This window comes from Nodularia harveyana UHCC-0300 (assembly GCF_034931085.1).
In the GTDB taxonomy this organism is placed as follows: domain Bacteria; phylum Cyanobacteriota; class Cyanobacteriia; order Cyanobacteriales; family Nostocaceae; genus Nodularia; species Nodularia harveyana.
Genome location: NZ_JAYGHG010000001.1, coordinates 307,493 through 327,455 on the forward strand (window position 1 = coordinate 307,493; position 19,963 = coordinate 327,455).

Annotated in this window: 16 protein-coding genes; 10 read left to right on the plus strand and 6 right to left on the minus strand. The window is 41.4% G+C overall.

Annotated features, from left to right (window positions below; translation table 11 throughout):
* Nucleotides 1-53 precede the first annotated feature (53 nt).
* From thiO to VB620_RS01385, 5 genes are all read left to right on the plus strand, one after another.
* Nucleotides 54-1,982, plus strand: coding sequence for a glycine oxidase ThiO (gene thiO / locus VB620_RS01365; RefSeq protein ID WP_323194324.1), 1,929 nt, complete (start codon nt 54-56; stop codon nt 1,980-1,982).
* Nucleotides 1,983-1,987: 5 nt separating this feature from the next.
* A complete protein-coding gene (locus tag VB620_RS01370) occupies nt 1,988-2,227 on the plus strand; it encodes a hypothetical protein (protein WP_323194325.1) in 240 nt (79 codons plus the stop codon).
* A 34-nt stretch (nt 2,228-2,261) separates the two neighbouring features.
* On the plus strand, nt 2,262-2,441 hold the full coding sequence (psb34, locus tag VB620_RS01375; protein WP_323194326.1) for a photosystem II assembly protein Psb34: 180 nt from the start codon (nt 2,262-2,264) through the stop codon (nt 2,439-2,441).
* A 220-nt stretch (nt 2,442-2,661) separates the two neighbouring features.
* Nucleotides 2,662-4,806: a tetratricopeptide repeat protein gene (locus tag VB620_RS01380; RefSeq protein ID WP_323194327.1), complete on the plus strand. Its 2,145-nt coding sequence runs from the start codon at nt 2,662-2,664 to the stop codon at nt 4,804-4,806.
* Nucleotides 4,807-4,882: 76 nt separating this feature from the next.
* Nucleotides 4,883-5,467, plus strand: coding sequence for a YdeI/OmpD-associated family protein (locus VB620_RS01385; RefSeq protein ID WP_323194328.1), 585 nt, complete (start codon nt 4,883-4,885; stop codon nt 5,465-5,467).
* 121 nt (nt 5,468-5,588) lie between these two features.
* Here the strand turns inward: VB620_RS01385 and VB620_RS01390 are convergent, their stop codons facing one another.
* The 4 genes from VB620_RS01390 to purE all read right to left on the minus strand — a co-directional run bounded on the left by VB620_RS01390 (nt 5,589) and on the right by purE (nt 10,632).
* Nucleotides 5,589-6,797 (minus strand): 4-hydroxy-3-methylbut-2-enyl diphosphate reductase, encoded by a 1,209-nt coding sequence (locus VB620_RS01390; protein ID WP_323194329.1) that lies wholly within the window; start codon nt 6,795-6,797, stop codon nt 5,589-5,591.
* A 168-nt stretch (nt 6,798-6,965) separates the two neighbouring features.
* Nucleotides 6,966-7,769: an SGNH/GDSL hydrolase family protein gene (locus tag VB620_RS01395; protein ID WP_323194330.1), complete on the minus strand. Its 804-nt coding sequence runs from the start codon at nt 7,767-7,769 to the stop codon at nt 6,966-6,968.
* Nucleotides 7,770-7,895: 126 nt separating this feature from the next.
* The gene (locus tag VB620_RS01400; RefSeq protein WP_323194331.1) at nt 7,896-9,443 is read right to left on the minus strand and encodes an ammonium transporter; all 1,548 of its coding nucleotides are present in this window, start codon (nt 9,441-9,443) and stop codon (nt 7,896-7,898) included.
* A 670-nt stretch (nt 9,444-10,113) separates the two neighbouring features.
* Nucleotides 10,114-10,632 (minus strand): 5-(carboxyamino)imidazole ribonucleotide mutase, encoded by a 519-nt coding sequence (gene purE / locus VB620_RS01405; RefSeq protein WP_323194332.1) that lies wholly within the window; start codon nt 10,630-10,632, stop codon nt 10,114-10,116.
* Between the two features lie 58 nt (nt 10,633-10,690).
* On the opposite strand from purE, the gene nagA reads away from it, so the two are divergent.
* Complete coding sequence (gene nagA, locus VB620_RS01410; protein WP_323194333.1) at nt 10,691-11,845, plus strand: N-acetylglucosamine-6-phosphate deacetylase; 1,155 nt, start codon at nt 10,691-10,693, stop codon at nt 11,843-11,845.
* A 222-nt stretch (nt 11,846-12,067) separates the two neighbouring features.
* Here nagA and VB620_RS01415 read toward each other — a convergent pair whose 3' ends face one another.
* Nucleotides 12,068-14,149: a cation:proton antiporter domain-containing protein gene (locus tag VB620_RS01415; RefSeq protein ID WP_323194334.1), complete on the minus strand. Its 2,082-nt coding sequence runs from the start codon at nt 14,147-14,149 to the stop codon at nt 12,068-12,070.
* A gap of 421 nt (nt 14,150-14,570) precedes the next feature.
* Between VB620_RS01415 and bchM the strand changes: the two genes are divergently transcribed.
* The 4 genes from bchM to VB620_RS01435 all read left to right on the plus strand — a co-directional run bounded on the left by bchM (nt 14,571) and on the right by VB620_RS01435 (nt 16,761).
* Nucleotides 14,571-15,257: a magnesium protoporphyrin IX methyltransferase gene (gene bchM, locus VB620_RS01420; RefSeq protein WP_323194335.1), complete on the plus strand. Its 687-nt coding sequence runs from the start codon at nt 14,571-14,573 to the stop codon at nt 15,255-15,257.
* 135 nt (nt 15,258-15,392) lie between these two features.
* Nucleotides 15,393-15,812, plus strand: a complete 420-nt coding sequence (locus VB620_RS01425) for a hypothetical protein (protein WP_323194336.1) — start codon at nt 15,393-15,395, stop codon at nt 15,810-15,812.
* A 61-nt stretch (nt 15,813-15,873) separates the two neighbouring features.
* On the plus strand, nt 15,874-16,362 hold the full coding sequence (locus VB620_RS01430; RefSeq protein ID WP_323194337.1) for a hypothetical protein: 489 nt from the start codon (nt 15,874-15,876) through the stop codon (nt 16,360-16,362).
* An 18-nt stretch (nt 16,363-16,380) separates the two neighbouring features.
* Entirely contained in the window at nt 16,381-16,761 is a 381-nt protein-coding gene (locus tag VB620_RS01435; protein WP_323194338.1) for a DUF423 domain-containing protein, read from the plus strand.
* A 115-nt stretch (nt 16,762-16,876) separates the two neighbouring features.
* On the opposite strand, the gene pruA is transcribed toward VB620_RS01435, so the two are convergent.
* Nucleotides 16,877-19,858 carry an L-glutamate gamma-semialdehyde dehydrogenase gene (gene pruA, locus VB620_RS01440; RefSeq protein ID WP_323194339.1) on the minus strand — a complete coding sequence of 994 codons (2,982 nt, stop codon included), beginning with the start codon at nt 19,856-19,858 and terminating at the stop codon, nt 16,877-16,879.
* Nucleotides 19,859-19,963 lie beyond the last annotated feature (105 nt).

A 19,963-nucleotide genomic window follows, 5' to 3' on the forward strand; every position in this document is an offset into this window, starting at 1 on the left:
CGGGGTTTCTGCTTTGATTGTTATAGATATAGATACCTCATGATCGATGACTAATGACTAGTGATGTTTTAATTATTGGTGGCGGTGCGATTGGCTTGGCGATCGCCGTAGAATTAAAATTACGCGGTGCAAAGGTAACAGTGCTATGCCGAGATTTTCAGGGTGCTGCTAGCCACGCCGCCGCCGGAATGTTAGCACCAGATGCGGAACAGATCCCCAATGCCGCTATGCTGGATTTATGCCGGCGATCGCGTGCCTTATATCCAGACTGGACGCGCAAACTCGAAGATCTAACTGGTTTAAATCCTGGTTACTGGCCCTGTGGCATCCTATCACCAGTGACACAAGAGCCAAAGTCAAAAATAGATGGTTCTCCATACTGGCTGAATCAAACCGCAATTCATCAATATCAACCAGGATTAGCCCCAGAGGTAATTGGTGGCTGGTGGCATCCTGAAGACGGACAAGTTGATAATCGTGCCTTAGTAAATGCACTGTGGACAGCTGCTGAGTCTCTGGGTGTGGAACTCAAAGACAGACTCAAAGTAGAAGCATTTTTACAGCAGCAGGGAAAAGTAGTTGGTGTCCAAACCAACACAGGAATCATTCATGCTAACCATTATGTTTTAGCTACAGGTGCTTGGTCTAATGAATTATTACCATTACCTGTGCGTCCTCGCAAAGGGCAAATGCTCAGAGTGCGTGTACCAGACTTCATCCCAGAATTACCCCTAACGCGGGTTTTGTTCGGAGATAATATTTACATCGTACCCAGGCGAAACCGTTCCATCATCATTGGGGCGACTAGCGAAGATGTCGGCTTTACACCCCACAACACCCCCGCAGGTATACAAACCTTACTTGCACAAGCTATTAGCCTCTATCCCCAAATACAGGACTATCCCATTCAGGAATTTTGGTGGGGATTCCGTCCCCTTACACCTGATGAATTACCGATTTTCGGTACTAGCCACTGTGAAAATTTAACCTTGGCTACAGGTCATTATCGGAATGGGATATTACTTGCACCCATCACCGCCGCTTTAATTGCTGATTTGATTTGGGCGGAAAAATCTGATCCCATATTGTCTCATTTCCACCATTCCCGTTTTCATACTGAACCATCTACCTCTATGCTCACCCACTCTGCTAACTTCTCTCAGGGAAATCTCGATAGGAATCGGGTATTTAAAGATTCACCATTGGTAATTGCTGGTAAAAGTTTTACATCCCGCTTGATGACGGGAACGGGGAAATATCGCAGCATTGAGGAAATGCAGCAAAGTGTTGTGGCTAGTGGTTGCGAAATTGTCACGGTCGCAGTTAGAAGAGTCCAAACTCAAGCTCCAGGACATGAAGGATTAGCGGAAGCTTTAGATTGGCAAAAAATCTGGATGTTGCCTAATACTGCCGGCTGTGCAACCGCAGAAGAGGCAATTCGGGTGGCGCGTTTGGGGCGAGAAATGGCGAAACTATTGGGACAGGAAGATAATAATTTTATTAAGTTAGAAGTAATACCTGATCCTAAATATTTACTACCTGATCCCATTGGGACACTACAAGCCGCCGAGCAGTTAGTTAAAGAAGGTTTTGCCGTTTTACCTTATATTAATGCTGATCCCATGTTAGCCAAGCGACTAGAAGAGGTGGGCTGTGCTACAGTTATGCCTTTAGCGTCGCCTATTGGTTCAGGACAAGGGTTGAAAACTACAGCGAATATTCAAATTATCATTGAAAATGCCAGTATCCCTGTAGTTGTAGATGCGGGAATTGGCGCACCATCGGAAGCGGCTCAGGCGATGGAATTAGGTGCAGATGCTTTATTAATTAATAGTGCGATCGCACTTTCCCAAAACCCTCCAGCAATGGCGGAAGCGATGAATTTAGCAGCAGTAGCCGGTCGGATGGCTTACCTAGCGGGAAGAATGCCTTTAAAAGCCTACGCTAGCCCCAGTTCGCCCCTGACTGGAACAATTAATTAGGGAGTGTGGGGAGTGTGGGGAGTGTGGGAGGTGTGGGAGGTGTGGGAGGTGTGGGAGGTGTGGGAGGTGTGGGAGGTGTGGGAGGTGTGGGAGGTGTGGGGAGTGTGGGAGGTGTGGGAGGTGTGGGGGGAAAGATTTTTAATACCCAGTACCCAATACCCAATACCCAATACCCAGTCGCTAATCCCCAACGTAAAGATTTGTATCTAGTTACGAAAGCAGAATCTAGGGTTTCTGTAACATGACATTAATCAAAATCAGATCATCAGGAATTAATTTATGCCCTATACAAACGAAGAAGGCGGACTTTTAAACAATTTTGCCCGTGAACCCAAGGTTTACGAAGCAGAACCTCCCACAAGTGACCAAAAGCGTAATTATATTTTATTAGGACTTGCTGGTGCAGCTTTAGTGACTGGTTTAATTGTTGTTGCCTTCTCTGTTTCTCAAGTTGGATAAAATTTTTTAATAAAACTGATTAATTTAGTTTTTCAGGTTCCTACAGTCAAAGGAACCTTATTTTTTGTTACAATTATATAAGGTAAATAAGTATAAATAAGTACGACAGCTTTACTCAAGTGAAAATAACCAAATACATACTCAGTAATTGAATTTTGTCTGGATACTGTAATCCTTCGTAGTAAATTGATATATACCATGTTTTGGCTCTTTAGCCGCCATGAGCGTGATTGATACCATACACTCCAATAATTCCACTTGGAATCGCAAAGTCTATCATCGTCTAAAACTTGCTTTGAGTCTTGGTTTAAGACGACAAGTTTTTTTAGCAGTTAGTGATAATTTACAGTTGCGAAATCAAGTAGCTGCCCGTTTGCACTCAACTTTAGCTTATCCAGTGGGGCAAGTGCTATATCAACCTACAGATGGTCATGAAACTAGCACTCCAGCTTATCCGCGCTTAGTGACGTTGCGGTTAAATTTAAGTAATCCCAATCCGATAGATCATATAAATCAATGGCTGGCTAATTATCCACCACCAATTGTTGGTGCAACAAAAGATACTTCTGGGACGGCTCTCCCCATACCAATATTTCAGATTGTAGGGGTGGAACAGTTAACGAAGGAACCTGTAGCGATACAGCGTTCATTTCTCCAGTATCTACGCTTAACTGATGAACATTTTTCGAGTCAAGATTTTAGTGGTTGTCTAGAATCTAGCCTACTGTTGTGGGTGTCTCGTCCTTGGTTATCTGCTATTCAGCAGTCAGCACCACAGTTTTGGCGTTGGCGAACTGGTGTGTTTGTATTTGCGGGGGAACCCACACCCAGTACACAAAAACAAAGTTATCCCGAACGTTCGATTAGTGCCAAAAATGGTGATTTAGAGGATATTGAGGAATCTGTTTTCGATGAATCAGTCATGGAAACAGAAGTCAAAGGTGGAAAGGCTGATAATTTTGATTCCTCTGTGGGTCATCCAAGTCAAGAAACTGCGGAATTATTGCAGACGGAACGGGAGTTAGAAAAATCTCCGGTTATTACTAGTTCATCGTCGTTTTCGCATATTAATCAGGAGTTAACAGAGTTAGTTCTGGGAACAATAAAGACGACCAGTGATGAAGAGTTAAAGGATGACCAAGAACCGCAGCAAATTCTTTTAGAAATTGAACAACTACACTCTCAAGCAGCTTCTGGAAAGGTATTGGCGGCGGCCTATCATCAATTAGGAAATTTATATCGTCTCCGCATTGAGCAAGGAAAGTCAAGTCTAGAAAATTTGATGGTAGCAATTTTGGCTTATCAGGAGGCGATCGCCTGTGATGATGATTCACCACAACTACCAGACATTTTAAATGATTTGGGTACATTGTATTGGATGCTGTACCGCGCTCCTAATCACTCCGGGGATAGTCAAGCCTACATAGCCCAGGGAATTGAATTTTATCATTTGGCTTTAAAGCTAATCTCTCCCGCCGAAAAATCTGAAACCTATGCGCGGGTACAAAATAATCTTGGTACTGCTTATGGTGATTTAGCCCGTTTTGTGGAACCCTTGGAGAATTGGCAACAAGCAGTATTAGCTTACACTGAAGCCCTGCGTTATCGCCGAGCGGATTTGGAACCGTTAAAATATGCGGCTTGCCAAAATAATTTGGGGACTGCTTACTGGCATTTAGGACAGTATAATCAACCCGTGGTGAATTTAAAACAGGCGATCGCCGCCTATAGCCAAGCGTTGATTCACTATAGCCCCGAACAGGAACCGTTGAAGTATGGCATGATTCAAAACAATTTGGGTACTGCTTACTGGAATCTCGCACAATACGAGGAAGAACCTGCTAAAAATTTAAAATTAGCTATTGATGTTTACAAGGAAGCTTTAAAATATCGGACTCCAGTTAATGTTCCCAGTGCTTGCGCTGCAACACAAAATAATTTGGGTACAGCATATTGGCATTTAGCAAATTTACCTCAAACCTCTAAAGAATCAGGACGCAATTTCTTAGAGTTATCTATAGCGGCTTATGATGAAGCTATTGCCTTGGCTCACTCACTCACAGGTATAGCTTTAAGTTTTGATTTATTTGCTGCTCACAATAATTTGGCATTAGCTCATTTTCAGCTAGTTACAGATCATGGTGTTGATAAAGATGCAATTACACAACATTTAGAAGCAGCACTGTCTAATCATTTGCAAGCTTTAAAAGGATTTCGTCAACAACCAGAAGGTTATCAAACAACTTTTAGTTATTTGGTGAAAACTATTCGGGCTTTTCACGCTGAGTTGGGTATACAGGGACAAAATATGGCATTATCTCAGGTTCCTGGTGATTTGTTACCGGAAATTTTACCTAAGTTGTAGATGTGGTGCGGTGAAGCAGGTTTTTAGTTAAAAATATTAACACAGAAAAATTTTTCATAGATGGAGAACTTTCAATGTGGTAAATGAACTCAAAAACGGTATTAAAACTTTTTATGCTCAGACAAGAAACGAATGGCGTAAATGGTTAGAGGAAAATCATCAATCAGAAAAATCTGTTTGGCTAATTATTTACAAAACAACAAGTAAAGTACCGAGCGTTTATTATCCTGAAGCAGTGGATGAAGCATTATGTTTTGGTTGGATAGATAGTAAACCAAACAAACGAGATCAAGATAGTTATTATCAATTCTTTTCTAAACGGAATCCCAAAAGTAATTGGAGTAGAGTAAACAAAATAAAAGTTGCAACCCTCATTAGTCAAAAATTAATGACTTCATCTGGACTAGAAATGATAAATATTGCAAAAAAAAATGGCACTTGGGATGCACTAGAAGAAGTGGAAAATCTCACTATTCCTGATGATCTACAGAAAGCATTTGACCAAAATAAAGTAGCATTTGAATATTGGCAAAAGTTTTCCCGTTCTTCAAAGCGTGGAATATTAGAGTGGATTTTTAACGCAAAGAAAATTGAAACTCGACAAAAAAGAATTGATGAAACTGTGAGATTAGCAAGTGCAAATATTAAAGCAAATTATTAAAATTTATTTGTAAATTAAGATAACAAAAAAGAGAATTCTGCCTTGAGAATTCTCCTTGTAACTTTGTATTTTAATAGTAATTAACTACACCACAGAGGCACAGATAACACAAATTCAAGAGTTAATTTGCTGGGACTAATGCTTTTAAGGCGAAAATCTTTTCCATGACATCTTCGACTACTTTGTCTGGGGTGGAAGCACCGGAAGTCACGCCGACTACGATTTTACCTTTGGGTAGCCAGTTTTGAGCGATCGCTAATTCTCCATTCAGTTGACGATGTTCAATGGTGTTTGCTGATTTGATTCTTTCGACACAATCAATGTGATAGGAAGGAAGATTTTTTTGAGCAGCAATTTGTTGTAGCTGGGCGGTATTTGATGAGTTAAAGCCCCCGATTACTAGCATTAAATCGAGTTTTTCTTCTACTAATTCCAACATAGCATCTTGCCGTTCTTGGGTAGCATCACAAATGGTATTAAAGTTTTGGAAATGTTGATTTAACTCAATGGTTCCATACTTCTGCATCATTGTCCGCTCAAATAGTTTACCTATTTGTTCGGTTTCACCTTTTAGCATGGTGGTTTGGTTAGCTATACCCACTCTTTGTAAGTCCTGATCAGGGTCAAATCCTGCTGAACAAGCTTTGGCGAATTTTTGCAAAAATTCTTGGCTATCGCCTCCATGAAGAATATAATCGGCAACATATTGGGCTTCTGGTAAATTTAATACAATCAGATATTTGCCCGCAAAGGAACTGGTTGCAACTGTTTCTTCATGCTTATATTTACCGTGAATAATTGAGGTGTAAGCAAATTTCTTGTGCTTTTCCACGGTATTCCAGACTTTAGATACCCAAGGACAGGTTGTATCAACAATTTTGCAACCTTGCTCATGGAGAATTTGCATTTCTTGAACGCTGGCTCCAAATGCTGGTAAAATTACCACATCACCAGTTTCCACGACAGAAAAATCTTTTTTACCTGCGTCTACAGGGACAAAACCAATATTCATTTCCTGCATTCTTTGATTCACAGAAGGGTTGTGAATAATCTCGTTAGTAATCCAAATGCGTTCTGTGGGGAAATGTTGACGGGTTTCATAAGCCATAGCGACGGCGCGTTCTACACCCCAGCAAAAACCAAAGGCTTGGGCGAGTCGAATAGTAACATCACCCCTGGTCAATGTGTAGTTGCGATCGCGGATTTCCTGAATTAAGCTACTGTTATACTCTGATTGCAACTGGGTAGTCACTTCTGCTTGATGACCAAATCCCTTACGATTGTAATTTTCCGAATGTTGCAGCGATCGTTTAAAAGCTTTTGTATCCATGAGTTTTTTAGTCTAAACCACTATTTCTTATTGTCTCTTGCTCAGGCAAGATTTTATCGGAGATGGGAAAAGGGGAGTGTGGGAGGTGTGGGAAGTGTGGGGAGTGTGGGAGGAAAGATTCTCAAGTTCCCAATTCCTAATACCCAATACCTAATACCCATATTCTATCTATTCCCCCAGCTGCAAATTGCTATACATCTGTAACGCAGTACGCCAAACCAAATAACCCGTGGGATTGAGATGTAAACCATCCGTAGTCAATTCACTGCGGAGATTATCCTGCTGATTAGTAAATAAAGGATATAAATCGAGATATTTCACATCGACTTTAGCGGCGATGTTTGCTAATTCTTGATTTAGTTGGCGAATCTGACTGTTAGGAATCCTCAGCAGTTTATCTTTACCCTCCCAAGTTGCAGTTTCACCCCCATGAGGCAAAATTGACTGGACAACTATTTCAGCTTCGGGATGTTTTTTCCGGAGTTGAGTGAGAATTTGCCGTTGATTCTCTAAAATAACTTGATCACCGACCCCCCGAATCAGGTCATTAATGCCAATCATTACAAAAATGACTTCTGGCTGGGTACTTTCAAATAAGTCTAATCTTTTTAATAGTCCATCACTGGATTCCCCAGAAATTCCCTGATTGAGCCAATTTCTGTCTTCAGGTAACAACTCAGGAGGAAACCACAGCGTCAGAGAATCTCCCACCAGAATGCTTAAACGCTCAGTCGGCTGTTCAGAAGCAACTTTAGCTTCTTGCTTGAGAATGTCTACCCACTGCTGATAATTCAGTTGATGACGAGGACCTAAATCAGGTGTAGCGCTGGAATTTGGGGAAAGTGGATTATCAATAACATTTGTTAATCGTTGCTGTTGCCAAATGAGCAAGATTACCGCCAACATAAGTATGCTGTTAGTTATCAGCAAGAAAAATCCCCAGAGGGGAAAACTTTTTGCAGAAGTAGACACAAATACAAAAATATCCCAATCACTTGACTCAAATTGTAGTTTATTTTGTTTGTGCCTTTCAAAGAATAAAAACACCCGCCACGAGAAACAAGATCATTAGTTTCACCGACGGGTGTTGATCAGAAATTAAGATTTATCTTCTGAGAATCCACCAGAGTTATTTGCTGTGAGGAATCCACTATAGGCTTCCATACCGTGTTCACTGATATCTAAACCTTCTAATTCTTCTTCTCTGGATACTCTGATACCTAAAGTAGCCCTGAGTAACATCCAGAAAATGCTGCTGAGAACAACTGTGATTCCGCCGACACTGACAATACCAACCAGTTGAATGATTAATTGTCCTAAACCGCCACCGGAAAATAAACCCGCAGTGGGGCCAGCACCTTCACCATACCAGGAATAAATCCCAGGACCGACAGACCAAAGACCAACTGCTAGGGTTCCCCAGATACCGCAGACTAGGTGAACTGAGGTGGCTCCTACTGGGTCATCAATGCGGATTTTGTCAAAGAGTGTGACTGAGAAGACGACGATGACTCCGCCAATAAAGCCGATGAGTAATGAAGCTGGAATACCTACGAAGGCACAGGGTGCGGTAATGGCTACTAAGCCAGCCAATACGCCGTTGATGATCATTGAGAGGTCTGGTTTACCTAAGTAAATCCACGCTGTACCTGTAGCACCAACTGCACCAGCAGCAGCAGCCATGTTAGTGGTGAGGGCGATGTGCGCGATCGCATTCGGATCAGCAGCCATTGTGGAACCGGGGTTAAACCCAAACCAGCCCAACCAGAGAATTAAACAGCCCAAGGTAGCAATACTCATGTTGTGACCGGGTAAAGCTACAACTTGGCGGTCTTGATATTTACCAATCCGGGGGCCAAGAAATGCTGCTCCCATTAACGCCGCCCAACCACCAACGGAGTGAACCACGGTGGAACCAGCAAAATCCCAGAATCCATATTCGCTTAACCAACCACCGCCCCAAACCCAATGTCCGGTGATGGGGTAGGCGATACCGACTAGGAGGAGGCTGAAGATTAAGAAGTCGGCAAATTTAATCCGTTCTGCAACTGCACCAGAAACAATTGTGGCCGCAGTTCCCGCAAATGCTAATTGAAATAAAAATTTGGCGGCTAAAGGTACACCAGCCCAATCCAGGGAACTGAAGACACCTTGATAATCATCCCCTGTTATGGGACTGTTATCTGCTCCTGAAAGGAAAAACCCGGAGGTTCCCAAGAAGTTATTACCATCGCCAAACATGATCCCAAAGCCAATTGCCCAAAATGCAATACTGGCTAGAGCAAAGACAATCAGGTTTTTTGAGAGAACGTTAACGGCATTTTTCTGGCGACAGAAGCCGGTTTCTAACATTCCAAACCCAGCATTCATAAAGAATACTAAAAAAGCGGCGATCGCTACCCAAAGAGTATCCAAAGCCACTTTCAATTCTGTTGTTGTCGGACCTGCATCTGGTGTTTGAGCAACGGCTACATAACCCCAAGCCAAAACAATTAAACAAGCTAGGGGTAAGCAGGCTTGCCAACTAGGAGACAACTGCTTTATAAATATATTGAACCCCTTGACTTTTGAGTTTAATTGTGTAGTTTTATTAAACTTTCTTGCAGATGTTCGTCTATTTTTGATTTTCGATTTCTGTTTGTACATCAGTTTAAATTACATCCTCCAGTCTTTTGATAAAAAAACAAGTTTAGCCCAGAAATTAAACCCCAAAGTTAACCCTAGTGGTTCTTGTGCCACGGGTTTACAAGACAGAAACTCAGATAACTCAACTAGGAGTTTAGAAAACTATTGGGACATTTGTAAACATTTTTTATGATTTGATTTAGAAAATATTATATGGTTTAACAGTCAAGCCTTCTGTATTTAATGTTTAATTGGTGAATATGCTCCTTTGAGAATAATCATCCCCAAAATTGCCAACTTTCACCTGAACACTACAGGAAAAATTCATAACTATTAGCCTAAACTTATTGCTTTGACCTCCTAAAACTTAGCAATGATTACAGTATTTTTCTTCATCAACGTGGAGCAATTTAGCAATAAAATTTGATTGATTTTCTACTTAGTCAGGTTGTAATTCTGTATCATGGGATACTATTTTTTCTGATTTAACTTTTCTGATAGCCGATAATTTTTGAAAGAAAGAATCTATATCCTTTACAGTGTCAGCATTTTCTGACTTCAGGATAGAAAAATCAAGGAAAATATTAAATTTTTATACAAAATTAATATATTAGGAGGTAACAGCCCCGAAACGCGCTAATTGCGAGGGTTTAATTATCTGTTTATGTCCTAACCTCTGAACGGTTAATGCTTACAATTCTGTTTGCAAATATTCTTCATAGCCCAGTTCTTCCAGTTTGGCTTGCTTGGCCATTACTGATGCTGAGAGGTTTTGGCGGTATTTTTGGACTTTTTCCAGTAATTGTGGTTCGTGGGTGGCGAGAATTTGCACCGCCAGCAAGCCTGCATTCTTGGCGTTACCTATAGCTACAGTAGCGACGGGAATACCCCCAGGCATTTGCACAATAGAATATAAGGAATCAACCCCTTGTAAATTGCGAGTTGCTACGGGAACGCCAATTACAGGCAATGGTGTTAAAGATGCTACCATGCCGGGAAGATGGGCTGCACCACCAGCACCAGCAATAATCACTTTTATGCCTCTTTCATGGGCTTGTTGGGCATACTGCACCATCCGTTCTGGGGTACGATGGGCGGAAACAATGGCGACTTCTGTTTCTACTCCAAATTCTTCACAGATTGCGATCGCATTTTTCATGGTGGGTAAATCGGAATCGCTACCCATAATAATACCGATAAGAGGAGCCATATTAATTTAAGATTGGGGATTAATTACTTGCTGTGTAGTTAATTTTCTAACTAATGTGATGATTAAAGCAATAGAAACCAGCCTAAATATAATTAATGCGCGAGTCCCTGGCTATGAAGATTTACAGAGAATTTTAGTGACCCAGGGTGTAATTAAGAAAATTCTCCCTATGAGTCAGGAATTTCCCAGTGATTCCCCTGTCTTGAATGTGGATGGTGATTGGATTTCCTTGGGTGGTGTGGATTTACAGATTAATGGGGCTTTGGGGTGCGCTTTTCCCGATTTAAAACCTGAAAATGCGGAAATGCTGGGGAAAATATGCCAATTTCTCTGGGATATGGGGGTGGATGGATTTTTACCAACTTTGGTGACTACTTCTGTAGATAATATACAACGTGCGATCGCCACAATTGCTGATTTTCTCCCACATCAAACAACAGGGGCAAAAATTCTGGGAGTACATTTAGAAGGGCCATATTTAAATTACCAGAAGCGCGGCGCACACCCAGCCGAATACTTATTACCCCTAACAATTGAACAAGTCAAAAGAATTTTAGGTGATTACGCCCACATAGTGAAAATAATCACATTAGCCCCAGAATTAGACACGACCGGGGAAGTCATCCCATATTTGCGTTCATTGGGGATAATTGTCAGTTTAGGGCATTCCCAGGCGACAACAGCCCAAGCTGAACAAGCTTTTCAACAGGGGGCAACTATGGTAACTCATGCCTTTAACGCCATGCCACCGTTACACCACCGGGAACCAGGGCTATTAGGTGCAGCCATTACCCATCCGGCCGTGATGTGTGGTTTTATTGCCGATGGTGAACACGTTACACCCACAATGCTACAAATTTTACTCCGCGCCAGCCACCAAGCACAAGGGCTATTTTTGGTCAGTGATGCCCTTGCACCTCTAGGGCTACCGGATGGGGTATATCCTTGGGATAGTCGGCAAATTGAAGTAAAAAAAGGTACAGCTAGATTAGCAGATGGCACTTTATCTGGCACAACTTTACCTTTATTGGTAGGAGTGGAGAACTTAGTCAAATGGGAAATTTGTGATTTAGAAAATGCCATTTCCCTAGCAACCAATTCACCCAGAAAAGCCATGAACTTACCAGGAATTATTGACAGCCCCGCCGCCAATTTATTACGCTGGCATCAAGATAAAGATACAAAAGCACTAACTTGGCAAAGATTACTTTAAAATCTATTAGGACTTACGCAAAATCTCTCTCAAACCCTCTTAACTTCGTGTCCTTCGTTCCTTCGTGGTTCGTTTTTTCTAGGACTTACGCATAATCTACGTTTTCTTGGCGTTCTTGGCGGCTTGGCGGTATGCGCTTCGCGCACGCTACGCGAACGATAAATCAAGATTTTTGGCAATTGTTGCGTAAGTCCTGTTTTCATAATTTTGCGTAAGTCCTGTCTATAAATGAGCCTCACCTAGTAACACAATAGAACCGCTTAACTCTGAAATTACCTGAGTTGTCACTTGACTCACAGCTAACCCACCTGTAGTCCGATAACGCACAGAACGTAAAACAGCTAAATCAAAGGCTTGAGCTTCCCTAACTATCGCTTTAGCCACATCGTCATCGACAATAATTTGAATATTTGTATTTACTTGTAACTGACTTTTAGCGACAATTTCAGACAATTGATTGGTGAATTGTTCTACTAAATTAGCGGGAGTTTTGCTATTAGACACGTGCAATAGTACCACCTCAGCTTTATTCACATCAGCCAACATTTCTGCAAACCGCCAAGCGCTAACAGTTTGAGGTCTTAAATCGCCAATGGGGACAATAATTCTAGTAATTGTCTTGGGACTATTAACTAACCGTGTGACTGCAACCGGACAGTGAGAAGACCAAAAAACACTATCAATTACATTACCAAATAAGCGGGCGCGTAAACCTGTAGTGCGTGACCAACCCATAACCACCAAACTAGCATTTTGTTCTCGACTAGTGCGGCTAATAGCCAAGGCTATATCATCATCAATGCGAACTGCTGTGGACACTTGCACATTAAATTCTTGACTGATTTCCTGCGCTAATTTTAATTTTTTATGACTTTCTTCCAGTGATATTCCTAATTCTGGATCATCCATGTGAATATGGGCTTTAGTAATAGCTAATGGTAAGATTCTCCCAGATTCATGTTGAGCTATTAAGGCTGCCATTTCAATCAAGTAGCGCTGGGTTTTAGAGTTATATATTGGGACAACTACAGTGAATGAATCTTGAGTTTGTTCTGAGGGTTGACTGTCAGAATTTTCCCACCAAGTTGATAGACTTTCTGCTTCAAAGTCATTCTGAGGTGTTTGTAATAATGCGGCAAATCTAGATGTGATTAATGGTCCCATAATGGAAGTAACTAACATGAGGACAATCACACTATTTAACACACCTTCGGTAATTAGCCTTTCACCAGCAGGATTCAATGTTTGATAAGCAACTAATGATGCTGCTAGGGTAGCGGCTACTTGTGGTAATGATAGTGACCACATTGTGAGCATTTCTGCATTGTTGTAGCGGTATATTAACTTGGTTAATAATGCAGCGATAAATTTACTGCCAATCAAAGCAGCCACAATTACTACTGTTAACCAAATTGAACTCAGGGTTTTGATAAATGCCGGGATATTAATTAATAGTCCCATATCTACAAAGAAACAGGGGATAAATAAGACGCTACCGATAAACTCAATTTTTTCTTTAACTGGGCTGCGTCCCACAACATCATTGACTGCTAAACCTGCTAAAAATGCCCCAACAATTTTTTCAACTCCAACTACTTGCGCTCCTACAGATGCTAAAAATAAAGCTAATAAAATGAAGAGAAATTGGTTACTTTGTTCATCTCCCGAACGGCGAAAAAATTCTTTACCTAGCCAGTCAAAGCCAAAGAGAACAATTGCCGAGTAAATTGCTAATCCACCTAGTAAAGTTATTAAACTTATGATGGAAAACTCTCCCCCATGTATACCCACACAAATTGCTAAGACTAATAAAGCGGCTGTATCAGTAAAAATTGTCGCCCCTACTGTGACTGTTACGGCTTCATTCATCACGACTCCCAGGCGACTGACAATGGGATAAGCTAAGAGAGTATGGGAGGCTAGTAAAGAACCAATTAATACAGAAGCATTCCAACCAAAACCAAATAATCTCCCCACAAATATTCCAGCAATTAATGGGACTACAAATGTGAGGAAACCAAATCCAATTGAGCGATTTTTGGTTTTACGGAACTGTCCTAAATCAATTTCCAAACCAGCAACAAACATTAAATAAATTTTGCCGATATCTGAAAGCAAACTGACGGTTTCTGAGTTAGTATCTAAAAGTTTTAATCCATTTTGTCCTACCACCACACCTGCTACCAGCAACCCTACTAATCCAGGTATTCGTAGTCGCTCAAATATAGGCGGTACACTAAAAATAACTGTAAGGAGAATTGTAAATTGAATAATGGGACTTTCAGTTAGTAAATTTGAGGTCATGGGTAATTAATCAGGTTAAATTATAAATTGAAGATGTATAATTAATATGTAATATTGCTTGATGTCAAAATTACTGAGATTATATTTGATAATTATATCTTAATCAAGAATCCTCAAGGGTAAAAATTAAAAAATTGCGGTTGTGTAAGTAAAATGAGTGAAGTTTAGGGAACTCTACAGTAAAGTGACTATAAAATGCTCAGGGCTTTAGTTACCAATGGTTTATTTGATTTGACTGAGTTAAAAACTCCAAGGTAATCTCTATAAGTCATAAATAGCAATTTAAACCAAGTATTATATATAATTAGTTAATATCTCGGAAGTCAGAGAAAAGACTCATAAAAAAAATGTGTCGGAGTATTCTTGACGGTTGATATTAATGATATTTTTAAGGCTTGGGAACACTTGACAATTAAAGTTTATGAACGTAGCTGACGATAAAACGATTGTTCGTGAGTATTTTAATTCCACAGGGTTTGACCGGTGGCAACGCATTTACGGTGATGGGGAAGTTAACAAAGTCCAGTTAGATATTCGCAATGGACACCAGCAAACTGTAGATACGGTGATTAGCTGGCTAAAAGATGATGGTAATTTACCAGAACTATCAATTTGCGATGCTGGTTGCGGTGTGGGTAGTCTGAGTATCCCTTTGGCGGCTGATGGGGCTAAAATTTATGCGAGTGATATTTCTGAAAAGATGGTGACAGAAGCTCAAGAAAGAGCTGTAAAAACCTTAGAAAATTCAGAAAATGCTACCTTTGCGGTGCAAGATTTAGAATCTTTGAGTGGTAAGTACCATAGTGTTATTTGCTTGGATGTACTGATTCATTACCCCCAAGAAAAAGCTGATGAGATGATTTCTCACCTTTGTTCTTTGGCTGAGTCAAGGGTTATTATGAGTTTTGCGCCCAAGAATTGTGCTTTGACTATACTGAAGAAAATAGGTAGTTTTTTTCCTGGACCTAGTAAAGCTACTCGCGCCTATCTCCATCGTGAGGCTGATGTGGTGAAAATCTTGGAAAATAATGGCTTTGTGGTACAACGCCAAGCGATGACTAAAACTCGTTTTTATTACTCGCGTTTATTAGAAGCTACGCGCAAATAAGGCAAAAAATGCGGCAAGATACTTGTATATCCTCTGTCGCATTGATAACTGTTTTCGGTGAAGCAGGTAGAAAAATTCGACCCCTAGCTACTGAACTGGATTTAGTTAAATCGTTGTATTGTGAGGAAACCCCAAATGAAAATCATGATAAAGGTTGCCGGTGGGTTGATGCTTTCGTTGGGGATTTTATGTTTGGTTGCTAGCGTGATAGCTTTATCTGAGTTAGAGGGAGAAAACAATTTTATCGTCCAGCAAGAAGCAGAGGATAGGCTGGTGGCGGGAATGGTTTTAGGTATACCTTTAACAACAGGGGGCGGATATATGTTGTGGGGTTTACGCCGCAGATATCAACGGGAGTTGAAAGAGCGTATTGATTCTGTATTTTATCAAATTTTGGCAGCTAATCAGGGTAAGGTGACTGTTTTACAGTTGGCGATGTCAGCAAAGCTACCGGGAACTGAAGCCAAAGAATATTTAAATGATAAATCCCAAGAGTTCAATGCTAGTTTTGAATGCAGTGATGAAGGTGATATTACTTACCTGTTTCATATTTAATGGAAGGTTGGGATAAGTCAGGTTAGAATCGCAAGCAAAGTTTAAAATCTGATGTGAAATTATGAAGACTTCTGAAAAATTGGCTGCGGGTTGGCTATTAACACTGGGATTTATGTTTTTGACATTATCCACTTCAGCGACAATGGAGAAAAAATCCATGCTGAAGCCGATATCTACAGGATACCAGGAGGCGGTAGCCCAGGATTTTGTGAATGAGCCGGCGCTTTACCTATTGGATAATACGGCTAGAAATGGGATAATTTTTGGTATTCCTACAATAATGTTAGGCGGTTGGCTGAGTTTAGGATTGTACCGTCAAGGTAAGAATGAGAAAAAAGCTCTTCAGCAACAATTAAGCGATCGCCTACAATCGAATTTCTATCAAATGCTGCAAGAAAATGGCGGTCGTGTGACTGTTTTAGGTTTGGCGATGAATTGTCAACTCCCCGCAGCAGAGGCTGAAAAGTATTTAGATATGAAAGCTAAAGAATTCAATGCAGATTTTCAGGTGAATGAAAAAGGCGGAGTATCATATCATTTTGACATTTAGAAGAAATCTTCATTAGGAATGGCACAAATTTTTGTGAGTATAGCTGCCATTTTAGGTGGTTTGTCTGTCGCTGCCGGTGCTTTTGCTGCTCATGCCTTGAAAGAAAAGATTAGTGAGCGATCGCTAGAGATCTTCGATACTGGCGCACGTTATCAAATGTACCACGCTTTGGCACTGTTGTTAGTAGCTTTACTAATTAGTCGTGCAACATCTCCTCAGCCGATGTTAGTAGCTACTGGGTGGTTATTTATTGTAGGGACTGCGATTTTTTCAGGTAGTTTGTATGCACTGAGCTTAACTGGGGTGAAAATATTGGGTGCAATTACCCCCATTGGCGGTGTCGCTTTTATTATTGGTTGGGGTGTTTTAGCTTTCGCGGCTGGGGGTTTGAAATTTTGAGGAAACTAACCGCAAAGGACACAAAGAACACTAAGGAAAGAGAAATTTAGAGAGTTTTTATTTCTTCCTTTTCTTTCTTCCCTTCGTGTCCTTCGTGGTTCGTTAAAAAAAAGAATTATTCCGCGCCTTCAATAGGTGCAAAACCTTGGCGTTGAATATTTTCCGTAATTGTGCGGGGTTCTAAGAATTGCAGCAGATAATCAGGTCCGCCGGCTTTAGAACCCACACCAGAAAGTTTAAAACCGCCAAAAGGTTGCCTAGCAACAATCGCACCTGTAATATTGCGGTTAATATAGACATTCCCGACTTCTAAATCCGTCTGTGCTTGCTGAATGTGGGAAGGTGTACGGGAATAAAGTCCCCCAGTTAAGGCGTAGTCAGTCCCGTTAGCTACTGCTAAGGCTTCTGCGAAATCCTTCACTCTAGTTACTGCTAGTACAGGACCAAATATTTCTTGCTGGGCAATAGTCGCATCCGGTGGGACTTCGCTAAATATTACAGGGCCGATATAATACCCCTGTGTAGGTGCTGTTAATTCCAGGGCTACTTGTGATTCTGCCTTACCCTTCTCAATATATTCTAGGATGCGATCGCGCGCCTTAGCATCAATAACTGGCCCCACTTGGGTACTCGGTAACTCAGCCGCACCAATATTTAAAGATTTCGTCGCCTCTACCAATCGCCGCACAAAGTTATCATATATGGGTTCTAGGACAATTACCCGTGAACAGGCGGAACATTTTTGCCCAGTGTAACCAAATGCTGACTGCAAAACTCCCACAACTGCTTGGTCTAAATCAGCACTTTCATCCACAATAATGGCATTCTTACCGCCCATTTCGGCAATTACCCGCTTGAGATGCTTTTGTCCTGGTTTCAATGTTGCGGCTTCTGCATAAATCCGACAACCCACTTCTTGAGAACCAGTAAAAGCAATGATATGAGTATCTGCATGATTTACCAAGTAAGCACCCACTTGGGAACCCTTACCGGGGACGTATTGAAATACACCTTTAGGGATGCCAGCCTCAATTAAGATTTCTGTAAATTTAGCGGCAATTACAGAGGATGTTTCCGCAGGTTTGAGTAAAGTACAATTCCCTGCAACCAATGCTGCAACTGTCATTCCACAGGCGATCGCTAACGGAAAATTCCAAGGAGAAATCACCACAGCAATGCCCATCGCATGGTAAATATAACGATTGTTTTCCCCAGCCACGTCATAGTTTACACCTTTATCCAGGCGTTCCATTTCCGCAGCATAATATAGACAAAAATCTATCGCCTCAGAAACCTCTGCATCTGCTTCCTTAACAGGTTTCCCTACCTCCAAAACAATCCAAGCTGCAAGTTCAGCCCGACGTGCTGACAGTAAATCGGCCGCCTTTCTGAGAACCCCAGCCCGTTGCTGTACAGGAGTTTTTCTCCAAACAGGGAAAGCCGCCTTAGCCGCCCGCATAGCCTCCTCCGCCTGTTCCACACTCATCAAACCAACCTTACCCACCACCTCACTAAAATTAGAAGGATTCAGGGAATCAACAAACTCCGCAGTATTCAGATATTCCCCATTCACCAAAGGTAAATAAGTCCTACCGAACTCCTGACGCACCGCAGCAAAAGCCGCCGCAGACTTCCTAATTGCTTCCTCCTCGGAATAATCAGTATCAGCCACACCGACAAACTCTCTCTCCTCTCCGCGCCTCTGCGCCTCTGCGTGAGACAAATCCACATTCGGAGGCGCGAGTAACTCCTCAACAGGTCGATTCTCCAGATTTTGCCGTAAAAAGGAACTATTAGCCGTATTTTCCAACAACCGCCGAATCAGATAAGCCATCCCTGGTAACAACTCACCGTAGGGACAATAAACTCTAACCCGATAACCCTTGTCTACCAAAGCCTTCGCCAACTTATCCCCCATCCCATACAACACTTGCATTTCAAAGTGACGACGAGGGACATTTAAACTTTGGGCTATGGCAATGGCACGAGCTTGCGATCGCACATTATGACTACCAATAGCAGCATACACATATTGGTGATTTTCTAACAATAGCTGAGTAATAGTTTCAAAGTTGGCATCTGTCGCCGCCTTATCGTTATAAACTGGCTGTTTCCAGTGTTTTTGTTCCGCTTTAATGGTTTCCTGATCCCAATATGCACCCTTCACTAAGCGGACTGTGAGGGGATAACCGCGCTGTTGTAACCAAGAAATCAGCTTTTTCGTATCCTCTTCGCTATCACGCAGATATGCTTGAATTGTCACGCCAATATCTGTACGTTGTCTAAACTCATCTTCTAGTAGTAGCTTTTGCAGAATATTCAGCGTTAAATCTTTGTAGGCGTATTGTTCCATGTCAAAATGCACAGCTGCGCCTAATTCTTTCGCCCGACGTAATAAAATACGAATGCGATCGCTCACCCGTTCCTCACTACCTTTAGCATCTAAGGGGTCAAATTGGGAATAAAACGCCGTTAACTTGACAGAAACCTGAACTTGTGGTAAAGATTCCCCATCCGCTTGATCAATAGCTGGAATTACAGACCAATTTTTTGATGCTTCCACCAATTGCTGCATTAATTCTAGATAGCGTTCTAGATAAGATTGGGCTTCCTCTTCAGTAATTACCGCTTCACCAAGTAAATCGATGGTGAAAGCCATTTTATCTTTTCGCAGTCGTTCAACTGTCTTGATAACTTGTTTAATATTTTCCCCAGAAATATATTTATGCGCCAGAGTTTCCACAGCTGTAGAAACAGTTGTCGCCGCAAATTGTCCTGGCATAGAATCAGGGTTAGCAAAGTTGAGCATCCCCTTTAAAGCTGAGGGTAATTCTACAGACTCCTCGCCTAAATATTCTTGTAAATGTGCAGCAATTTCTGGTTTATGTTGCAAAGCCGGTAATGTGTCGATAAACCGAAATAATTGTACCCGTAAACCAGGATTACTCATAGCCCAAGCTAGTAATTTATCATCCCAGCGCATTTGATCCCGTAGGGAACCTAAAAAGGAACGATTTTCTTGGGTAGCTGAGAGTAGCTGTTTAGCAATTTCTTGAGTTTTCGTTTCGTAGGTGTTGGTTTGTGCTTGTAATACCATAAAAGTTATGAGTTATGAGTTATGAATCATTAGGTTATTGACATCCCCTCTGTCAAGTACCATTTGGAATAATGTTGAATCATAGTGTAAGCTTTAATACGGTGC